Consider the following 17,551-nt stretch of genomic DNA (forward strand, 5'->3'; position numbering starts at 1 on the left):
GAAAACCTAGTCCGAGGACATATTGGCATTTGACAAGTGCACGCTGTTGAGTTCTCAAGGATCAGACGCACCCAGCCCTCACCATCACAGTGAGCCCTCCGGGGCAACTTCCCTACGCCACCACCACGACTTCTCGTTTAGGCGACAAGAGACAAACTTACCGGCCCATTCTGAATGAAACCTGAAGATCATCTCTTCCGAAACCCATCTCCTCTGAAGAGGATTCTGATTTCGTGTCGCCGTCTTGGGATGGGAGCCTGTCGGCTCAACCTCACCGCTTGGCGGCGACAAGGGATTACATTACGCGGATCCCAGGGCCCCAGCAAGCGGCCCCCGCACCGGGCGTGTCGCGCTCATCCCGCCCGGATACGCACAAGGGGCCGGCTCCGAAGAACCGGCCCCTCTGCTCACGACGAGCTCACGCGCCGCGGAGACGCTCCGCGAGGTAGCCGTAGAGCTTGTCGAGCGAGACGCGCTCCTGGCTCATGGTGTCGCGGTCACGGATCGTCACCGCGTTGTCCTCGAGCGAGTCGAAGTCGACCGTGACACAGAACGGCGTGCCGATCTCGTCCTGGCGGCGGTAACGGCGGCCGATCGCGCCTGCGTCGTCGAAGTCGACGTTCCAGGATCCGCGGAGGTCCTCGGCGACCTGGCGGGCGAGGGGCGACAGCTTCTCGTTGCGGCTCAGCGGCAGCACCGCGATCTTGACGGGAGCGAGGCGCGGGTCGAGCTTCAGCACGGTGCGGGTGTCGGTGCCGCCCTTTGCGTTCGGCACCTCCTCCTCCTCGTACGCGTCGACGAGGAATGCCATCATCGAGCGGGTGAGGCCGAACGACGGCTCGATCACATAGGGCACGTACTTCTCGCCCGACGCCTGGTCGAAGAACGCGAGGTTCGAGCCCGAGTGCTCGATGTGGTTCTTCAGGTCGAAGTCGGTGCGGTTGGCGACGCCCATGAGCTCGCCCCAGCCCTTGCCCTGGAAGCCGAAGTTGTACTCGAAGTCGATCGTGCGGTCCGAGTAGTGCGCGCGCTCGTCCTCCGGGACGTCGAATCGGCGCATGTTGTCGGGGTTCACGCCGAGGTCGATGAACCAGTTCCAGCACGCCTCGACCCAGTGGTCGAACCATTCGGGTGCCGTGTCGGGCGCGACGAAGAACTCGATCTCCATCTGCTCGAACTCGCGCGTGCGGAAGATGAAGTTACCGGGCGTGATCTCGTTGCGGAACGCCTTGCCGACCTGGCCGATGCCGAACGGGGGCTTCTTACGGGCCGCCGTGACAACATTCGCGAAGTTCGTGAAGATGCCCTGCGCCGTCTCGGGGCGGAGGTAGTGCAGCCCGGACTCGTCGTCGACGACGCCGAGGTAGCTCTTGACGAGACCCGAGAACGACTTCGGCTCGGTCCACTGACCGCGGGTACCGCAGTCGGGGCACGCGATGTCGGCGAGGCCGTTCTCGGGCTTGCGGCCCTTCTTCTCCTCGAACGCCTCGATGAGGTGGTCCTCGCGGTGACGCTTGTGGCACTGCAGGCACTCGACGAGGGGATCCGTGAACGTCGCCACGTGGCCCGAGGCCTCCCACACCTTCGACGGCAGGATCACCGAGCTGTCGAGGCCGACCATGTCGCCGCGTCCGCGCACGAAGGTCTGCCACCACTGGCGCCGGATGTTCTCCTTCAGCTCCGTGCCGAGGGGGCCGTAATCCCATGCCGATCGAGAACCGCCGTAGATCTCACCCGCTTGGAACACGAACCCGCGATGACGGGCGAGGGCGATGACTTTGTCGAGGCGAGACTGCTCGGCCACGGTGGCTCCAATGGTCGTCGGGAATGTCGTACGGTCAGAACGACCGTCGCTACGCGTCACATCCTATCGGGGGCGTCTGCGAGGCGCCGCCGATTTCACCAGCCGGGAAGAGTGCGATCGTCGTCATGACGCCACCCTACGCACGGGCATCGCGCGCCGCCGCGGCCGCGCGCGCGAGCCACGCCGGCGTCTTACCGGCGCGTGCCTGCGGGATCAGCTCCCCCGCCGCGCAGCAGTCGACGAGCTGGCTCGCGCGGCGCTCCCGCGTGGGCTGCTGCTTCGCGGACGAGATCCAGTGCCGCACGGTCTTGCGGTATCCGGGCGTCGCCGCCTCGAGGAACGCCACGGCAGCGGGCGACGCGTCGACGATCGCCTGCAGCTCGGGCGCGAGGGGCGCATCGTCGCGCTCGAAGGAGTAGATACCCGAGTTGTCGTCCGTGCGCCGCTCGTATGCGGCGATCCCGGCCGGGTGCATGCGTCCCTCGGCGAGAAGACGCTCGACGTGCGCGACGTTGACTTTCGACCAGGTGCTGCGCGGCTTCCGCGGCGTCCACCGCTGCCTCCGCGTGCCCTCACCGAGCGGGTAGGACACCGAGTCGATCCACCCGAAGCACAGCGCCTCCGGCACGGCCTCCGCCCAGGTCAGCCCCCGCTCCGGCGCACCCTTGGCGCGCAGTTCCATCCACAGTTCCGTCTCCGTCGCGTGGTGCCGCTCGAGCCACGCCCGGAACTCCTCGGCGTCTCGGAAGAAGACGGGGACGATGTCGTCACCCATGCCGGCGTCACTCCTCGGTGTCGAGCGGATCGCGGCGCGCGGGCACGGGCTCGGTGTGCTCGCGCCCCACGAGCCGCGCGCCGCGCAGGCGCTTCGCGAGGGCGCCGCCTCCCGCGACCGCCCACTCGCCGACCCGCACGTTGCCGTCGGCGCCCTCGGTCGCGACGCCCGAGATCGTGAAGATCCCGTAGGGCACCTGCTCGATATCGACCGACACGAGGTCCCCGTGCGCGAAGCCCAGCGGATCCGCGGGCTCGCCGTGCAGCGTCGCCGGGTCGGCGACAAGCGTGCGCAGCTCCGAGATCGGGGAGCGCACGGCGGATCCGTCCTTCGCCTTCGTCTGCGGGCCCGCGATGAGCCGCCCGCTCAGCCACAGATCGCCCGTCGGCGAGCTGAACACCCGCCCACTCACCTCGAGCGCCCCGTATCGCGTCGTGTGCAGGACGACCGTCACATGGTCGCCGCCGTCGAGCGCGCCCAGCGCGGCCTTGAGGCCGGCGACGTCGCGGCGGGCGGGGAAGGTGAGAAACGATTCCATGCCCCGAGCGTACCGAGACCGAGACGCGCGTCCTAGACGCGACCGGTCAGGCGTCGAAGCGGTACGCCGCTCCCCGGTGGTCGTCGGCGAGGTGGGCGCCCTTGCCACCGATGCGCTCGCGCAGCGTGACGGGGTCGCCGCCCTCGGCGAGCAGGCCCCGGCGGCGCAGCTCGGGCGAGACGAAGCGGGCGAAGCGCTCGAGGTCGGCCGGGCGCACGGCGGCCGAGACGTTGAAGCCGTCGACGCCGGACTCGTCCATCCACCGCTCGAGCTCGTCGACGACGGTCGCAGGCGAACCGACGATGACGGGCCCCCGGCCTCCGATCGCGACGAACTCGGCGAGGTCGCGCACCGTCCACGTCTTCCCGTCGGCGAGCGTCGTGAACGATGCGAGCGCCGACTGATTGGCGTCGGTGACGATGTGCTCGAGCTCCTGCTCGGGCCGCGCCCCCGCGAAGTCGACACCGGTCCACCCGCTGAACAGCGCCAGCGCCGACTCCGTGTCGACGTAGGAGGTGTACTCCGCGAGGCGCGCCTGGGCGGCCTCATCGGTTTCGTCGACGATGATCGTCGCGAGCGTGAAGATCTTGATGGCGTCGCGCGGCCGCCCCGCCGCCTCGAGCCCCTCGCGCACGCCATCGACCCACTTCTTCACGAGCCGCGGGGTGCCGCCCGAGAAGAAGATCGCCTCGGCGTGATCGACGGCGAACTGCTGCCCGCGCTTGGACGCGCCCGCCTGGAAGAGGAACGGGGTGCGCTGCGGGCCCGGCGCCGCGAGCGCCTCGCCCGGCACGCGGAAGTACGCGCCGTCGTGCGCGATCGGCCGCACCTTCTCCGGATCCACGAACACGTTCGCGTCGCGGTCCGCGACGACGGCCCCCTCGGCGAAGGAGCCCTCCCACAGCTTGTACATGACCTCCATGTACTCGTCCGCGCGGTCGTAGCGCTCGTCGTGGGGGATCTGCGCCTCGGTGCCGACGATGTTGCGCGCCGCGGAGTCCTGATAGCTCGTGACGATGTTCCACGCCACGCGGCCGTTCGTGAAGTGATCGAGCGTCGTCAGCGTGCGCGCGAGGAGATACGGGCGCTCGTACGACACCGACGCCGTGACGCCGAATCCGAGGCGTTCGGTGACCGCCGCCATCGCGGGGACGGCGACGATCGGATCCAGCAGCGGGTACTGCACCCCGCCGCGCGCCGTCTGCGCGATGTCGCCGCCGTACACGTCGTACGCGCCGACGATGTCGGCGAGGAACAGCGACGCGAACCCGCCCTCCTCGAGGGTCCGGGCGAGCGAGGTCCAATAGTCGAGCCGCTGGAAGTCCGCGACGCCCGACTCGGGGTGCCGCCAGAGGCCGGGCGACTGGTGCACGGGCACCAGCATGTCGAAGGCGTTGAGCAGGATGGGGCGGGTCATCGGGTCTCCGTTGCTATCAGGCGGCGCGCTCGGCGCGGATCTCGGCGCCGCGCGGATCCTTCGCGATGATCGTCGCGGTCAGCGAGATGGCGGCGATGAAGGTCAGGTAGCCGCAGATGAGCCAGGGCGTGTTTCCGCCCAGCTCGAAGAGCAGCGCGGCGATCATCGGCATGATGCCGCCGCCGATCACGGATCCCAGCTGGTAGCCCATGCTGACGCCCGAGTAGCGCACCTCGACCGGGAACTGCTCGGCGAACCACGCCGCCTGCGGGCCGTACACGGAGTCGTGGGCGACGTTCATGCCGAGGATCATGAGCAGGGGCAGTAGCGCGAGCGCGCCCGTCGACAGGTAGCCGAAGAACACCCAGCCGAACACGGCGATCGCGACGAATCCGAAGATGGTGACGGGCTTGCGACCCACGCGGTCGGAGAGCCAGCCCCAGAACGGTGCGGTGACGAGGCCGACGGCGGATCCGATCATCACCGCATTGACGCCGGCCTCCTTGTCGCCGTGGGTGTCGACGAGGTAGCTCAACACGTACACCGTGATCAGGAAGTAGACGCTGTTCTGCGCGATGCGCTGGGCGATCGTGACGAGCAGCGGGCGCCAGTGCGAACGGAACACCGTCACGACCGGCACGCGGTCGGTGGCGCCCGCGTCCTTGACCTGCTGGAACTCGGGGGCGTCGCGGACCCCGAGACGGATCCACAGGCCGATGACGACGAGCACCGCGGAGAGCAGGAAGGGGATGCGCCAGCCGAAGGCCTCGAACTGGGCGTCCGTCATCAGCGCCTGCACGATCACGAACATGCCCGTCGCGAGCAGCATGCCGGCGGCGGATCCGATCTGCGTGAAGGATCCGAAGAGGCCGCGGCGGCTGGGGGGCGCATGCTCGACCGACAGCAGCGCGGATCCGCCCCACTCGGCTCCCGCCGCGAGGCCCTGCACGAGTCGCAGCGCGACGAGCGCGGCCGCGGCCCACCAGCCGATCGCGTCGAAGTTCGGCACGAGCCCGATGATCGTCGACCCGATGCCCATCAGCAGCAGCGAGGCCACGAGGAGCGACTTCCGGCCGATCCGGTCGCCGAGGTGACCGGCGACGATACCGCCGATCGGCCGCGCGAGGAAGCCGACGGCGAGCGAGGCGAACGACGCCATGGTGCTCGCAAAGGCGCTGTCGGTCGGGAAGTACTGTTCGTTGAAGATCAGCGCGGCCGCGGTGCCGTAGAGGTAGAAGTCGTACCACTCGATGGTGGTGCCCGACAGGGCGGCGAGCAGGACCCTCCGCTTCTCGCGGGCGGTCGAGGTCGGTGCGGTGGCGACGGCGGTCATGCCTTCGATCCCTTCGTGGCATCGCCGATGGCGTTCAGGCCCTCGGGCAGCGTGCCGTTGATCCAGTAGTCGCCGATCGCCCGCGCGCGGAACGAGATCGGATTGTGGGTGGCGACCGTCTGGGCGTTGCGCCAGTGCCGGTCGAGGTTCTTGGCGGTCGACGTCGCGGAGGCGCCGACCGTGAGGAAGAGGTCCTGCGCGGCGCCGAGCGCGAGCTCCGGCACGCTGATCTGCGCGTGCTCGACGGCGACCTCGGACTGCACGATCTCGTCGGTCGCGGGCCCGTTGCCTTCCGCCGAGGCGACGCCGGCATCGAGCACGCGGGCCGTGTGCAGGACGACGGCCTCCGCGCTGTACGCCTTCGCGGCGATCCGCCCGACGGCCTCCTGGATCAGCGGATCCTCGCGGAACGGCAGGCCGGAGCCCGTGTTGAATGTGCGCGCGCGCCCGGCGACGAGCGCAGCGGCGTCGCGGCGGGCCGCGTGGGCGATCCCCGCGAGGACGGCGAGCAGGATGAGCTGGAAGTAGGCGGCCTCGTGGACGGCGTCGCTGGATCCGGAGATCCGGTCGATCAGCCCCGCGGGCTCGACGCGCACGCCGTCGAAGACGGTCGTGCCGGTTCCGGTGAGCTTCTGCCCGAAGCCGTCCCAGTCGTCCTCGATCGTGACGCCGTCGGCGTCGGTCGCGACGACCGCGAAGCAGCGGCCGTCCTCGTTCTCGAGGCCGGCCGAGACCCGCGTGTAGTCGGCGAAGATCGTGCCGGTCGAGTAGTACTTGCGGCCCGTGAGGACGGCGCCGTCGTCGGTGCGCGAGAGGACGGTGTTGAGGCGGCCGAGCGCGTTTCCGCCCTTCTCGGTCGAGGCGTTCCCGACGGTCGCCCCCGCGAGGACCCGCGGGTACCAGACGTCCTGGAGCTCGCGCGGCTGGAAGCGCAGCGAGTCGAGGAAGCCGAAGTGCGAGCGGTACTGGTGCGCGATGCTCGGGTCCGCCTGCGCGAGATCGATCAGCAGGCGCATCAGCGTCTCGATGCTCGCGCCCGGGCCGCCGTGCTCGCGCGGGACCCGCAACGTCCCGAAACCGGCCGCGTTGAGCTGGCGGATCTCCTCGAACGGCATGGCCCGCTGCTGCTCGCGCGCAGAGGATCCCTCGGCGAGCTCGTCGAAGATCGGCTGGAACAGGGCGCTGAGCGACGCGTAATCGCCCGGCAGGACGTCGGTCTGGCTGCGGTGCGGCATTGCGGATCCTTCCATGGAATGGGTCAATTGTGGTCGGAGGCCCCAAATGTGACGATTCGAGTCGTCACGCGCCGTCACGCTCTGTCACACGGCGTCATATGCGCCCCGCGGGAGCCGGAAGGCGGATCCGATAGTCTGCGGGGAGATGAACAGAGATCCGGGGTCCCGCGACAGACTGACCCGTCGCGTGCCCGGATGGGCCGTCGTCGCGGCCCTCGCCTTCGCGGGGCTGAGCTCCGCGTTCATGTTCACCCTCGTCGTCCCGCTGCAGGCCGAGCTGCCGGAGCTACTGGACGCGCCGCGCGAGGACACGACCTGGGTCGTCACGATCACGCTCCTCGTGGCCGCCGTCGCGACGCCCATCTCCGGGCGGCTCGGCGACATGTACGGAAAGCGTCGCGTGATCCTGGCCCTACTGATCGCGCTCATGGTCGGATCCCTCGTCGCCGCGCTGTCGCACTCGATCATCGGCCTGATCATCGGCCGCGGCCTGCAAGGCCTGACGACGGGCGTGATTCCCCTCGGCATCGCCGTCATGCGAGACGTCCTGCACCCCGCTCGCCTCGGCACCGCCGTGGCCTTCATGAGCGCGACGATGGGCGTCGGCGGCGCGATCGGCATGCCGGTCGCGGCATACATCGCCGAGAACTTCGACTGGCACATGCTGTTCTGGCTCGCGCTCGCGCTGGGGGTGCTCGGCTTCGCGGCGATCGCGCTCGTCGTGCCCGGCGACACGCTGCGCTCGCCCGGACGCCTCGACATCCCGGGCGTCATCGGCCTCGCCGTGGGCCTCACGGGCCTGCTGCTGTTCGTGTCGCGCGGTGCCGACTGGGGCTGGGCCTCGCCCGCCGCGATCGGATCCGCGGCCGGCGGCGTCATCGCGCTCGTGATCTGGGGCTGGTATCAGCTGAGAACGACGGATCCGCTCGTCGACCTCCGCGTCGCCTCGCGCCCCGCCGTGCTGCTGACGAACCTCGCGGCGATCGGCATGGGCTTCGCACTCTTCGGGTCGAACGTCTCGTTCCCCCAGATGCTCGAGCTCCCCGCCTCGACGGGCCACGGATTCGGACTCACGATGCTGCAGGCGGCTCTCGTGATCATGCCGTCGGGCCTCATCATGATGGTCCTCTCGCCCCTCTCCGGTCAGCTCGAGAAGGTCTTCGGACCGCGCCCCCTGTTCACGATCGGGACGGCGTCGATCGTCGTCGCCTACGTATTCGTGCTGATCTTCTCCACCGAGGTGTGGCACATCGTCGTCGTGAACTGCATCATCGGCGTCGGCATCGCCTTCTCCTTCGCGGCGATGCCGATGATCATCATGCAGGCCGTTCCCGCAAACGAGACCGGCGTCTCGAACGGGCTCAACGCACTGTTCCGCTCGGTCGGCACCTCCAGCGCCTCCGCCGTGATGGGCGGAGTGCTCGCCGCCATGAGCGTCGAGGTCGATGGGCACGCCCTCCCCACGGCGAGCGCCTTCCAGCTCTGCTTCTGGATCGCGATCGTCGCGGCCGTCGCCGCGACGATCCTGACCTTCTTCATCCCGCGGTCGACGCCCGAGGGGCACGCGTCGATCCCCTCCTGAGGCCACGCGCGACATCCGCAGGTTCTCCGGAACAAGAACCCGGTCCATGGCGCTGGGCATGCGGATTCGCGCACGATAGCGCATAGGATGACGCCTGCCGCCGCTCATCGAGACGGTCGGCTCTGACGAGAATGTGAGCGCATCGCCGTGGTCCTTGCCCGCTTTCAGACGCCGGTTCGGCCCGCACCAGAATGGGAGCGAAACGAAGCAGGAGAATCGCTGTCATTCGCTGCGGTGCCGGCACGACTATCGGTGTTTGGAGCGGTGGTCGCTGTCGTCACACTCTGCGCCGGTGCGCTGGTGAGCGTCCTCGCAATCACTGTCGCGCCCGAATCCGGCGCGGCCGCCCGGATGCTCATCGTCGCGGCCGCGCTGTGCCTGTGCCTCCCGCTCGTGTTCCTCGCGAATGCACCGTTTCGGGCGCGTACCGTGAGCGTCAGCCTCACCTACGATGCGCAGGCCATGACGATCACGGTCGGCGCCGAGTCGCGTCGGTTCCCGCTGCACGACATCACCGACATCGTCTGGCGCGCGGGCACGGAGTATTCCCGCATCGTCATCAACGGACGAGGCATACGGTGCTCGTTGCTGGCGGGTATCGCTCGCCCCCTCCCCGGCCTGCGCTCCGATGTGCCGACGGTGAGCGCCGAGTTGCACCGCGCACTCGAGGGCGCCGGATTGTCAGTCTCTGGGACCAAGCCCGGGTATCGCCGCTACCAGCGGTGAGCAGCCGACATCGCGACGCTGCAGGTGGGCCTTCGTACCCTCAGTTGCATACGAGATCGGCGGCGCTCCGATCGTGCCGCGCGTCAGCCCTCGGTGAACAGATACCCGCGCTCGGCGTCGAAGCCGGCAATCGTGAGCCCGCGGTTCATCAGCACGGCCATCTCGCGGCGGAGGTTCATGCGCCAGGCGTGCGCCTCGCGCGGGTCGTCGAGGCGCATCTGCTCGACGTCGCTCGGGATCTGCAGCGTCTCGACGACGTCACCGTCGGCCGGATGGGACGCGAGGTCGGCGAGCGCCCACTTCACGTCGAGGCGGTCGGACTCATCGCCCGCGTCGCCGCCGCCGAAGATCCCGTACTGGTTCACGGCGTAGTTCGTCACGCGCGCGCCGAGCACCGTCAGGAAAAAATGCGCGTTCCGGGCCACGAGGGGGTCGAAGGTCCACGTGATGTTGCCGACGCCGCGGGACAGGGCCCACTGGCGCTGGTGCTCCTTCATCTCGCGGCCCCAGCCGCGCCCGCGGAAGTCGGGCAAGAGGGCCGTGATGTGCGAGTGCATCGATCGCGTCGCGGGCGCGCCGAAGAACGCGACGGAGGCGCCGACCATGCGGCCCTCGTCGAAGAAGCCGACCGCGTAGTTGCCCGACTGCTGCAGCGCGCGCAGGGTTCCCGCGTCGACGACCCGCTGGGATCCGCGGATCGCGTCGAGCACCCCCTGTGCTTCGAGGATCAGTTCAACGCTGTCTAGATCGCGGATCTCACGCATGAATCCCAGCGTAGACCCCGTGAGCGCATGCGTGCCTCGCGGGGCGGCCCGTGGCGCCCAATAGACTGAGTCGGGAGCGCCCACGAGAGGACCCCCATGACCGCTTCCACGATCCCCCACCTCGTCGACCACGCCAGCGTCATCGTGCATGGGCCCGACCAGCCGGGAATCGTCGGCCAGGTCGCGGCACTGGTGGCGCGTAACGGCGGCAACATCATTTCGCTCGACCAGTACTCGTCGAACGAGTCGGGCGGCGACTTCTTCCAGCGCATCGTCATGCACCGCGACGGCCTCGCGGGCGCCCTGCCCGACATCGAGGCAGACCTCGCGCGCACGCTCGAGCCGATGGGTCTCTCGTGGCGCCTGCGCGACATGTCGCAGCCCCTGCGCATGGCCGTGCTCGCCTCGAAGAGCGACCACTGCCTGCTCGACCTGCTGTGGCGCCACCGCCGCGGCGAACTGCCCGTGTCGATCCCGATGACGATCTCGAACCACACAGACGTCGCCGACGACGTGCGCTCTTTCGGGATCCCGTTCTTCCACGTGCCGTCGCAGGTCGGCCCCGACAAGTCGAAGTCCGAGGCCGAGATCCTCGCCCTCCTGAAGGACAACGTCGACTTCATCGTGCTGGCGCGCTACATGCAGGTCATCTCGAGCGACTTCCTCGAGCAGCTCGGCGTGCCGGTCATCAACATCCACCACTCGTTCCTGCCGGCCTTCATCGGCGCGGCACCCTACCGCAAGGCGAAGGAACGCGGCGTGAAGCTCATCGGGGCCACGGCGCACTACGTGACCGAGGATCTCGACGAGGGCCCGATCATCGAGCAGGACGTGGTGCGCGTCACCCACGCCGACACCCCCGCGACGCTGCAGCGCCGCGGCGCCGACGTGGAGCGCGCCGTCCTCAGCCGCGCCGTGACGTGGCACGCGGAGGACCGCGTCATCCGTCACGGCAACCACACGATCGTGTTCAACTAGGGCTCGTCGCCCTGTCCGACTCGTCGCGCGCCCGAGCGCCTCGCTTCCTGCCCTCCTAGACTCGGTAGGAGCTGCGACGGGAGGGCGTGTGACGGCACGGGCATGGTTCGGCATCACGAGGCTCGCGATGGCGGCCGCGTGCGCCGTGTCGCTCGTGCATCGCCAGCTGTGGGGGCTGAACTCGCAGACCATCGCCGGGCAGAACTTCTTCTCCTACCTGACGATCCAATCGAACATCGCCTTCCTCGCGCTCGCGGTCGTCGGCGGGATCATCGCCCTGCGCCGGGAGGAGGATCCGGGCTGGCTCACCGACATCCGCACCGCCGTGCTGAGCTGGACGATCACGGCCGGGCTCGTGTTCGCGCTGCTCGTCTGGCAGGCGGGCCTGCGGGGCGTGCCGATGACCGTCCCCTGGTCCGACGTGGTGCTGCACTTCGTCCTGCCCGTGTTCAGCATCGCCGGCTGGATCATCGGCCCCGGCCGCCGGCGCGCGCGCTGGCGCGTCGTCGCGCTCGTGGTCGCGTACCCGATCGCCTGGGGACTGGTGACGCTGTGGCGGGGCCAGCGGATCGGCTGGTACCCCTACTACTTCCTCGACCCGCGCCAGGTGTCCGGGTTCGCCGAGTTTTCCCTCACCTGTGCCTTCGCGCTCGGAGTGTTCGTGGGCGTCGCGTGCGGCCTCATCGCCCTCAGCCGGTTCCACACGGTGAGGCCGCGAGAACCGATCCATCACAACGCGCGCAGGCTCGATATGTAGCTCAGGCGCCGTCGGCGGGCGGATCCGCGAACGGGGCGAGCGACGCCCTCGCGAGCTCGTGGAGCTCGTCGTCCGCGAGCTCCGCGAGACCGCGGGCGTCGCGTCCGCCGACGAGGCCGACGAGGATCGGCTCACCCGTGGTCGGGAGCAGGTTGATCCAGGTGCGGATCACCGGAGGAGCGGAGGTCTCGCCGTCCGGCTGCTCGCCCTCGGTCGCGTCGCCCTCCGGCTCCCCGGCCGAAGGCTCCTCGGTCGCCGCATCGTCGCCGATCGGCCCGACCAGCTGCCAGACGCCCGCCGTCGTCTCCCAGAACGGCGTCTCGTATCGCAGCCAGACAGCCTCCATGTGTCCCATCTCGAGCGCGGAGATCGCCCCGCGGTGCTCGAACGGAAGCGGCGGCTCGAAGCCGATCGCGTCGGTCTGCAGCACGCCGATCGGCACCGTGACGATCAGCCGGTCGACGGTGATCGACTCGCCGGAGGCGAAGCGCACGCTCACGCCCTCCTCGTCGTAGCTGATGTTCGAGACCACGGTCGACAGGGTCACGTCGACATCGCCCAGGGCGTCCTCCACGAAGGGTGCCACGTCGCTCACGAGGGCCGTGTGTGGCTCGGCGGGCAGCTCGGGCGCGTACCAGCTCGACGCGGTCTCGGGATCGATGCCCGTGAACGCCGAATAGCCGTCGAGGGCAGCGCGGAGCTCGTCGGAGAGCTCCTCGCCCAGCGCCTCGGCGAGCGGCGTGTCGGCGCTCGCCTCGCGCGCCGTCGCGAGGGCCTTCGCGATCTGCTCGGTGCTTGGCGCGTCGACCTCTCCGTCGGCTCCGATGCCGGCACGACCGTCGACGTCGACGGAACCCACGCCGACGAGGGCCAGCTTCGCGGCCGCTTGATCGTCGGGGGCGAACAGCCAGGCCCCGTGCTGGGGCGGCACCGGCCAGTCGTCGGTAGCCTCCGTCGCGAGGCGGCCGCCGATGCGGTCGCGCGCCTCGATGACGGTAACGGCGAAGCCCCCCTCCGCGAGCAGCCCGGCGGCCGCGGATCCCGCGATCCCCGCTCCCACGACCGCGATGCGCTCGCCGTCGTCCGCCAGCTCGGCGAGCTGCGCGGCGGCGCGGCGGCCCTCGTCGGCGGCCCCCGCGACCGTGCCCGGTCGCTCGGTGCTCGTCGCCTCTCCCGCGAAGAAGACCCGGTCCATGAGCGGCGCCGCGAGCGCCGCCCGCTCGACGCTCGTCACGCCCGCGGGCGTGACGCTGCGCGCACCGAAGGCATACGGATCCGCGGCCCAGGCCGTTCGGAACATCGCCGCCGCCTCGGGGATCTCACCGACGGGGGTGGGATCGACCGTCGGCTCCGGGGTCTTCGAGGGCTCGACCGGCTTCGGCTCCGGCTCATCGGGCGTGCACGAGGCGAGCAGGAGGGCGAGAGCGCCGGCTCCGGCGCCCGCGAAGAGCGTGCGGCGTGTGATCCTCATCGATCGCAAGGTTACCCGCGCCGCGCCCCGCGCGCGCGACTCGTGTTCCCGCGCGCCCGGACATCGGATCCATCTTCGTCTTCTTCCCCGTCCCATCCGCCGATCCGCACGATTGACGCGCGAGACGTCGGATGTCTACGCTGGAGTCACAGACCCTCAAGGAGCGCGTGTGAGCACCATCGTCAGCGTCGACACCATCGATATCCGATTCCCCACGTCCGAGCACCTTGACGGCTCGGACGCGATGAACCCGGATCCCGACTACTCGGCCGCCTACCTGCGCGTCACGACTGACGCGGGCGACGGACACGAGGGGCACGGCTTCGTCTTCACGATTGGCCGCGGCAACGACGTGCAGACGGCCGCCATCCGGGCCCTCACTCCCCACCTCGAGGGGCGCGCCGTCGAGGAGATCCTCGACGATATGGGCAGCTTCTGGCGCGAGCTCGTGTGGGATTCGCAGCTGCGCTGGCTCGGCCCCGAGAAGGGCGTCATGCACATGGCGATCGGGGCCGTCGTCAACGCCATGTGGGATCTCAAGGCGAAGCGGGCCGGTCTCCCCCTCTGGCAGCTCCTCGGCCGTATGAGCCCGGAGGAGATCGTCGACCTCGTCGACTTCCGCTATCTCACCGACGCCATGACGCGCGAGGACGCGCTCGGGATCCTCCACGCCGCCGAGGCGGGCCGAGCCGAACGCGAGGAACACCTGCTCGCGAGCGGCTACCCCGCCTACACGACGACGCCCGGATGGCTCGGATACTCCGACGAGAAGCTCGTTCGACTGTGCCGCGAGGCCGTCGAGGACGGCTTCGGCATGATCAAGCTGAAGGTCGGCGGAAACGTCGAGGACGACGTGCGCCGCATGCGCCTGGCCCGCGACACCGTCGGGCCGGACATCCGGATCGGCACCGACGCCAACCAGCGCTGGGACGTCGACGAGGCCATCGCGTGGATGGAGCACCTGCGCGAGTTCGACGTCGCGTGGATCGAGGAGCCCACGAGTCCCGACGACGTGCTCGGCCACGCCGCCATCGCGCGGGGCGTCGCGCCCATCCCCGTCGCGACCGGCGAGCACTCCGGCGGGCGCGTCATGTTCAAGCAGATGCTGCAGGCCGGATCCCTCAGCGTGCTGCAGATCGACGCCTCGCGCGTGGCGGGCGTCAACGAGAACATCGCCATCCTGCTGCTCGCCGCGAAGTTCGGCGTGCCCGTCTGCCCGCACGCCGGCGGCGTCGGCCTGTGCGAGGCGGTCCAGCACCTCTCGATGTTCGACTACGTCGCCGTCAGCGGAACGATGACCGGCCGCGTCATCGAATACGTCGATCACCTGCACGAGCACTTCGTGACCCCCACGAACGTGTCGGGCGGCGTCTACCACGCCCCCACCACCCCCGGAAACGGCATGGAGATGCTTGCCTCCAGCCGAGAGGAGTACACCTTCAATGCCTGAGCCCATTTCGCAGCGTAGCGAGCTGGTCCTGCCGACGCTCGGTTACGGGGCCGCGAACCTCGGGAACCTCCACCGCGCGCTCAGCGACGACGAGGCCCACGAGGTCCTCGAGGCCGCGTGGGACGCGGGGATCCGCTACTACGACACGGCACCCCACTACGGCATCGGCACCTCCGAGCGCCGCCTCGGCGCCTTCCTCGCGACGAAGCCGCGCGAGGAGTACGTGGTCTCGACCAAGGCGGGACGCCTGCTCGTCCCCAACGAGGACTACGCCGGCGAGCTCGACACGGCGCACGACTTCCACGTGCCGGCGACGGTGCGCCGCCACTGGGACGCGTCGCCCGACGGCATCCGCCGCTCGCTCGAGGAGTCGCTCAAGCGCATGGGGCTCGACCGCATCGACCTGCTCTACCTGCACGACCCGGATCGCTCGGAGGATCCGGACCGCGAACTGCAGTTCGGATCCGATGGCATCAACGCGCTCAAGGCCGAGGGCCTCGTGCGCGCCTCGGGTCTCGGATCCATGTCGGCTGAGACGCTCGCTCGCGGCGCGGAGTCGGGCGAGCTCGACGTGCTCATGGTCGCGGGGCGCCTGACGCTGCTCGAGCAGCCCGCGCTCGCCGACACCATCCCGGCCTGCGAGCGGACGGGGACGGGCATCGTCGCGGCATCCGTGTTCAACTCCGGCCTCCTCGCCCGCGAGAACCCCGCCGACAACCCGCGCTACGAGTACGGCGAGGCGCCGAGCGAGATCCTCGCGAAGGCGACGCGCATCGCCGAGATCAGCCGCTCGCACGGGGTGCCGTTGCCGGCCGCCGCCCTGCAGTACACCCTGCGCTTCGCGCCCATCGGATCCGTCGTCGCGGGATCCAGCCGCCCCGAGCAGATCCGCCAGAACGCCGAGTGGATGAACCTCGACATCCCCGACGAGCTGTGGGCGGAGCTGGCCGCCGAGGGCCTGATCCCGTCCGCCTGACGCGACAGCGCCCCCGGATCCATCGAGGATCCGGGGGCGCTTTTCATCGTTTTCTCAACCGGTCATCATGTCTCCGACGAATCATCCGTCGTCGCGGGATGATTCGTCGGAGACATGATGAGTTGTCGGGGAAGGGATGAGTTAGTCACCCACGGGCCGCAGGCGCAGGCCCTGCATTCCGCCGTCGACCGCGAGGGAGGTGCCGGTCGTGGATCCGGCGCGCGGGCTCGCGAGGTAGGCGACGGCGTCGGCGACCTCCTCGGCCGCGACGAGCCGGCCGTGCGGCTGGCGCGCGTTGAGCGCCGCGCGCTCGGCGGCGGGATCCTCGGCGGAGTCGAGCAGGCGACCCACCCAGGGCGTGTCCGCGGTGCCGGGGTTCACGCAGTTGACGCGGATGCCCTCGCGGAGGTGATCGGCGGCCATCTGCAGCGTGAGCGACAGCACCGCTCCCTTCGTCGCCCCGTAGATCGCGCGGGCGGGGAGGCCCGCCGTTGCCGCGACCGAACAGGTGTTGACGATCGCCGCGGCGCTCGACTGGCGCAGGTACGGCAGCGCGGCGCGCGAGACGCGCACGGCGCCGACGACGTTCACGTCGAAGACGCGGTGCCACTCCTCGTCCGCGCCGTCCTCGATCGTGCCCTGGGCGCCGATGCCGGCGTTGTTCACGACGATGTCGATCCCGCCGAAGTCGGCCGCCGCGGCGTCGACGCCCGCGCGCACGCTGGCGTCGTCGGTGACGTCGACGCGGTAGGCGTCGACGAGGTCCGGCGTGATCGCGCGGTCGAAGATCGCCACGCGGGCTCCCTCCTCGCGGAGGCGCGCGACGACCGCGGCGCCGATTCCGCTGGCGCCGCCCGTGACGATCGCCCGCAGGCCCTCGAAGCTCACGCGTACACCTGCCTCTGCGATCCGAGCCCCTCGATGTCGAGTTCGACGACGTCGCCGGCCTTCAGATACGGGAAGCGACCCGACAGCGCGACGCCCTCCGGCGTGCCGGTCATGATCACGTCGCCCGGCTCGAGCACCAGGAATTGCGACAGGTGCCACACGATGTACGGCACGTCGAAGATGAGGTCGCTCGTCGACGAGTCCTGGCGCGGTTCGCCGTTGACGAAGCTGCGCAGGCGCAGCCGCGAGGCGTCGACCTCGTCGGGGGTCACGAGCCAGGGGCCGAGGGGCGAGAAGCCCGGGCCCGACTTGCCCTTGCACCACTGCCCGCCCGAGATCTCGATCTGCCACTCGCGCTCCGAGAGGTCGTTGGCGATCGTGAAGCCGGCGATGTGCTCGAGCGACTGCTCGGGGCCGTCGAGGTAGCTGGCGCGCTTTCCGATGACGATCGCGAGTTCGACCTCCCAGTCGGTCTTCGTGCTGTTCCGCGGGATCTTCACCTCGTCGTTCGGCCCCACGACGGTGTTGGGCGCCTTCATGAACATGACGAGGTTCTTCGGCGGCTCGGATCCGGACTCCGCGGCGTGCGCCGCGTAGTTCATGCCGACGCAGTAGATCGCGCTGGGGCGCGTGATCGGGGCACCGAAGCGCTCGTCGCCGGGCGAGGTCTCCGGCAGGGATCCGGATTCGATCGCCCGGGTCACGCGGGCGCGGAAGTCCGATTCGAGGAAGGGCCCGTCGATGTCCGCCGTGAGCGGGCTCAGGTCGTAGGTGGTGTCATCGACGACGACAACGGGCTTCTCCGCGCCCGCTGCGCCACGTCGCGCAAATCGCATGGGTTCTCCGAACATCCGAGG

The 17,551-nt window shown here is 69.7% G+C and carries 16 protein-coding genes; 6 read left to right on the forward strand and 10 right to left on the reverse strand.

Translation table 11 applies throughout. The features are described 5' to 3' along the window. Window positions 1-418: 418 nt before the first annotated feature. The 6 genes from IEX05_RS12805 to IEX05_RS12830 form a co-directional block, all read right to left on the reverse strand. A complete protein-coding gene (locus IEX05_RS12805) occupies window positions 419-1,804 on the reverse strand; it encodes a glycine--tRNA ligase (RefSeq protein ID WP_188702465.1) in 1,386 nt (461 codons plus the stop codon). 136 nt (window positions 1,805-1,940) lie between these two features. After that, the gene (locus IEX05_RS12810; protein WP_188702467.1) at window positions 1,941-2,579 is read right to left on the reverse strand and encodes a YdeI/OmpD-associated family protein; all 639 of its coding nucleotides are present in this window, start codon (window positions 2,577-2,579) and stop codon (window positions 1,941-1,943) included. Between the two features lie 7 nt (window positions 2,580-2,586). Next, window positions 2,587-3,117 (reverse strand): hypothetical protein, encoded by a 531-nt coding sequence (locus tag IEX05_RS12815; protein WP_188702469.1) that lies wholly within the window; start codon window positions 3,115-3,117, stop codon window positions 2,587-2,589. Window positions 3,118-3,163: 46 nt separating this feature from the next. Beyond that, complete coding sequence (locus tag IEX05_RS12820; RefSeq protein ID WP_188702471.1) at window positions 3,164-4,534, reverse strand: LLM class flavin-dependent oxidoreductase; 1,371 nt, start codon at window positions 4,532-4,534, stop codon at window positions 3,164-3,166. 16 nt (window positions 4,535-4,550) lie between these two features. Then, window positions 4,551-5,867 carry an MFS transporter gene (locus IEX05_RS12825; protein WP_188702473.1) on the reverse strand — a complete coding sequence of 439 codons (1,317 nt, stop codon included), beginning with the start codon at window positions 5,865-5,867 and terminating at the stop codon, window positions 4,551-4,553. Beyond that, window positions 5,864-7,102 carry an acyl-CoA dehydrogenase family protein gene (locus tag IEX05_RS12830; RefSeq protein WP_188702475.1) on the reverse strand — a complete coding sequence of 413 codons (1,239 nt, stop codon included), beginning with the start codon at window positions 7,100-7,102 and terminating at the stop codon, window positions 5,864-5,866. Before IEX05_RS12830 ends, IEX05_RS12825 begins: the two co-directional genes overlap by 4 nt. Before the next feature lie 145 nt (window positions 7,103-7,247). Between IEX05_RS12830 and IEX05_RS12835 the strand changes: the two genes are divergently transcribed. Continuing rightward, complete coding sequence (locus tag IEX05_RS12835; protein ID WP_188702477.1) at window positions 7,248-8,684, forward strand: MFS transporter; 1,437 nt, start codon at window positions 7,248-7,250, stop codon at window positions 8,682-8,684. A 300-nt stretch (window positions 8,685-8,984) separates the two neighbouring features. Further along, on the forward strand, window positions 8,985-9,410 hold the full coding sequence (locus IEX05_RS12840) for a hypothetical protein (protein WP_188702478.1): 426 nt from the start codon (window positions 8,985-8,987) through the stop codon (window positions 9,408-9,410). 83 nt (window positions 9,411-9,493) lie between these two features. Here the strand turns inward: IEX05_RS12840 and IEX05_RS12845 are convergent, their stop codons facing one another. Beyond that, on the reverse strand, window positions 9,494-10,174 hold the full coding sequence (locus IEX05_RS12845; protein ID WP_188702480.1) for a GNAT family N-acetyltransferase: 681 nt from the start codon (window positions 10,172-10,174) through the stop codon (window positions 9,494-9,496). 96 nt (window positions 10,175-10,270) lie between these two features. On the opposite strand from IEX05_RS12845, the gene purU reads away from it, so the two are divergent. Continuing rightward, complete coding sequence (purU, locus tag IEX05_RS12850) at window positions 10,271-11,152, forward strand: formyltetrahydrofolate deformylase (protein WP_188702482.1); 882 nt, start codon at window positions 10,271-10,273, stop codon at window positions 11,150-11,152. 88 nt (window positions 11,153-11,240) lie between these two features. Then, complete coding sequence (locus IEX05_RS12855; protein ID WP_229661305.1) at window positions 11,241-11,909, forward strand: Pr6Pr family membrane protein; 669 nt, start codon at window positions 11,241-11,243, stop codon at window positions 11,907-11,909. A 1-nt stretch (window position 11,910) separates the two neighbouring features. Here IEX05_RS12855 and IEX05_RS12860 read toward each other — a convergent pair whose 3' ends face one another. After that, window positions 11,911-13,380 (reverse strand): flavin monoamine oxidase family protein, encoded by a 1,470-nt coding sequence (locus IEX05_RS12860; RefSeq protein WP_188702484.1) that lies wholly within the window; start codon window positions 13,378-13,380, stop codon window positions 11,911-11,913. A gap of 169 nt (window positions 13,381-13,549) precedes the next feature. Here IEX05_RS12860 and IEX05_RS12865 point away from each other — a divergent pair, with 169 nt between their 5' ends. Together IEX05_RS12865 and IEX05_RS12870 are read left to right on the forward strand one after the other, a co-directional pair. Beyond that, window positions 13,550-14,830, forward strand: coding sequence for an enolase C-terminal domain-like protein (locus IEX05_RS12865; protein WP_188702486.1), 1,281 nt, complete (start codon window positions 13,550-13,552; stop codon window positions 14,828-14,830). Then, window positions 14,823-15,806: an aldo/keto reductase gene (locus IEX05_RS12870; protein ID WP_188702488.1), complete on the forward strand. Its 984-nt coding sequence runs from the start codon at window positions 14,823-14,825 to the stop codon at window positions 15,804-15,806. The genes IEX05_RS12865 and IEX05_RS12870 overlap by 8 nt, the downstream gene beginning before the upstream one ends. Window positions 15,807-15,947: 141 nt before the next feature. Here the strand turns inward: IEX05_RS12870 and IEX05_RS12875 are convergent, their stop codons facing one another. Both IEX05_RS12875 and IEX05_RS12880 read right to left on the reverse strand, forming a co-directional pair. Beyond that, window positions 15,948-16,694: an SDR family NAD(P)-dependent oxidoreductase gene (locus tag IEX05_RS12875; RefSeq protein ID WP_188702491.1), complete on the reverse strand. Its 747-nt coding sequence runs from the start codon at window positions 16,692-16,694 to the stop codon at window positions 15,948-15,950. Further along, a complete protein-coding gene (locus IEX05_RS12880) occupies window positions 16,691-17,530 on the reverse strand; it encodes a fumarylacetoacetate hydrolase family protein (protein WP_188702493.1) in 840 nt (279 codons plus the stop codon). Before IEX05_RS12880 ends, IEX05_RS12875 begins: the two co-directional genes overlap by 4 nt. Between the last annotated feature and the right edge of the window lie 21 nt (window positions 17,531-17,551).

The organism is Microbacterium nanhaiense, from assembly GCF_014646015.1.
Taxonomy (GTDB): Bacteria; Actinomycetota; Actinomycetes; order Actinomycetales; family Microbacteriaceae; genus Microbacterium; species Microbacterium nanhaiense.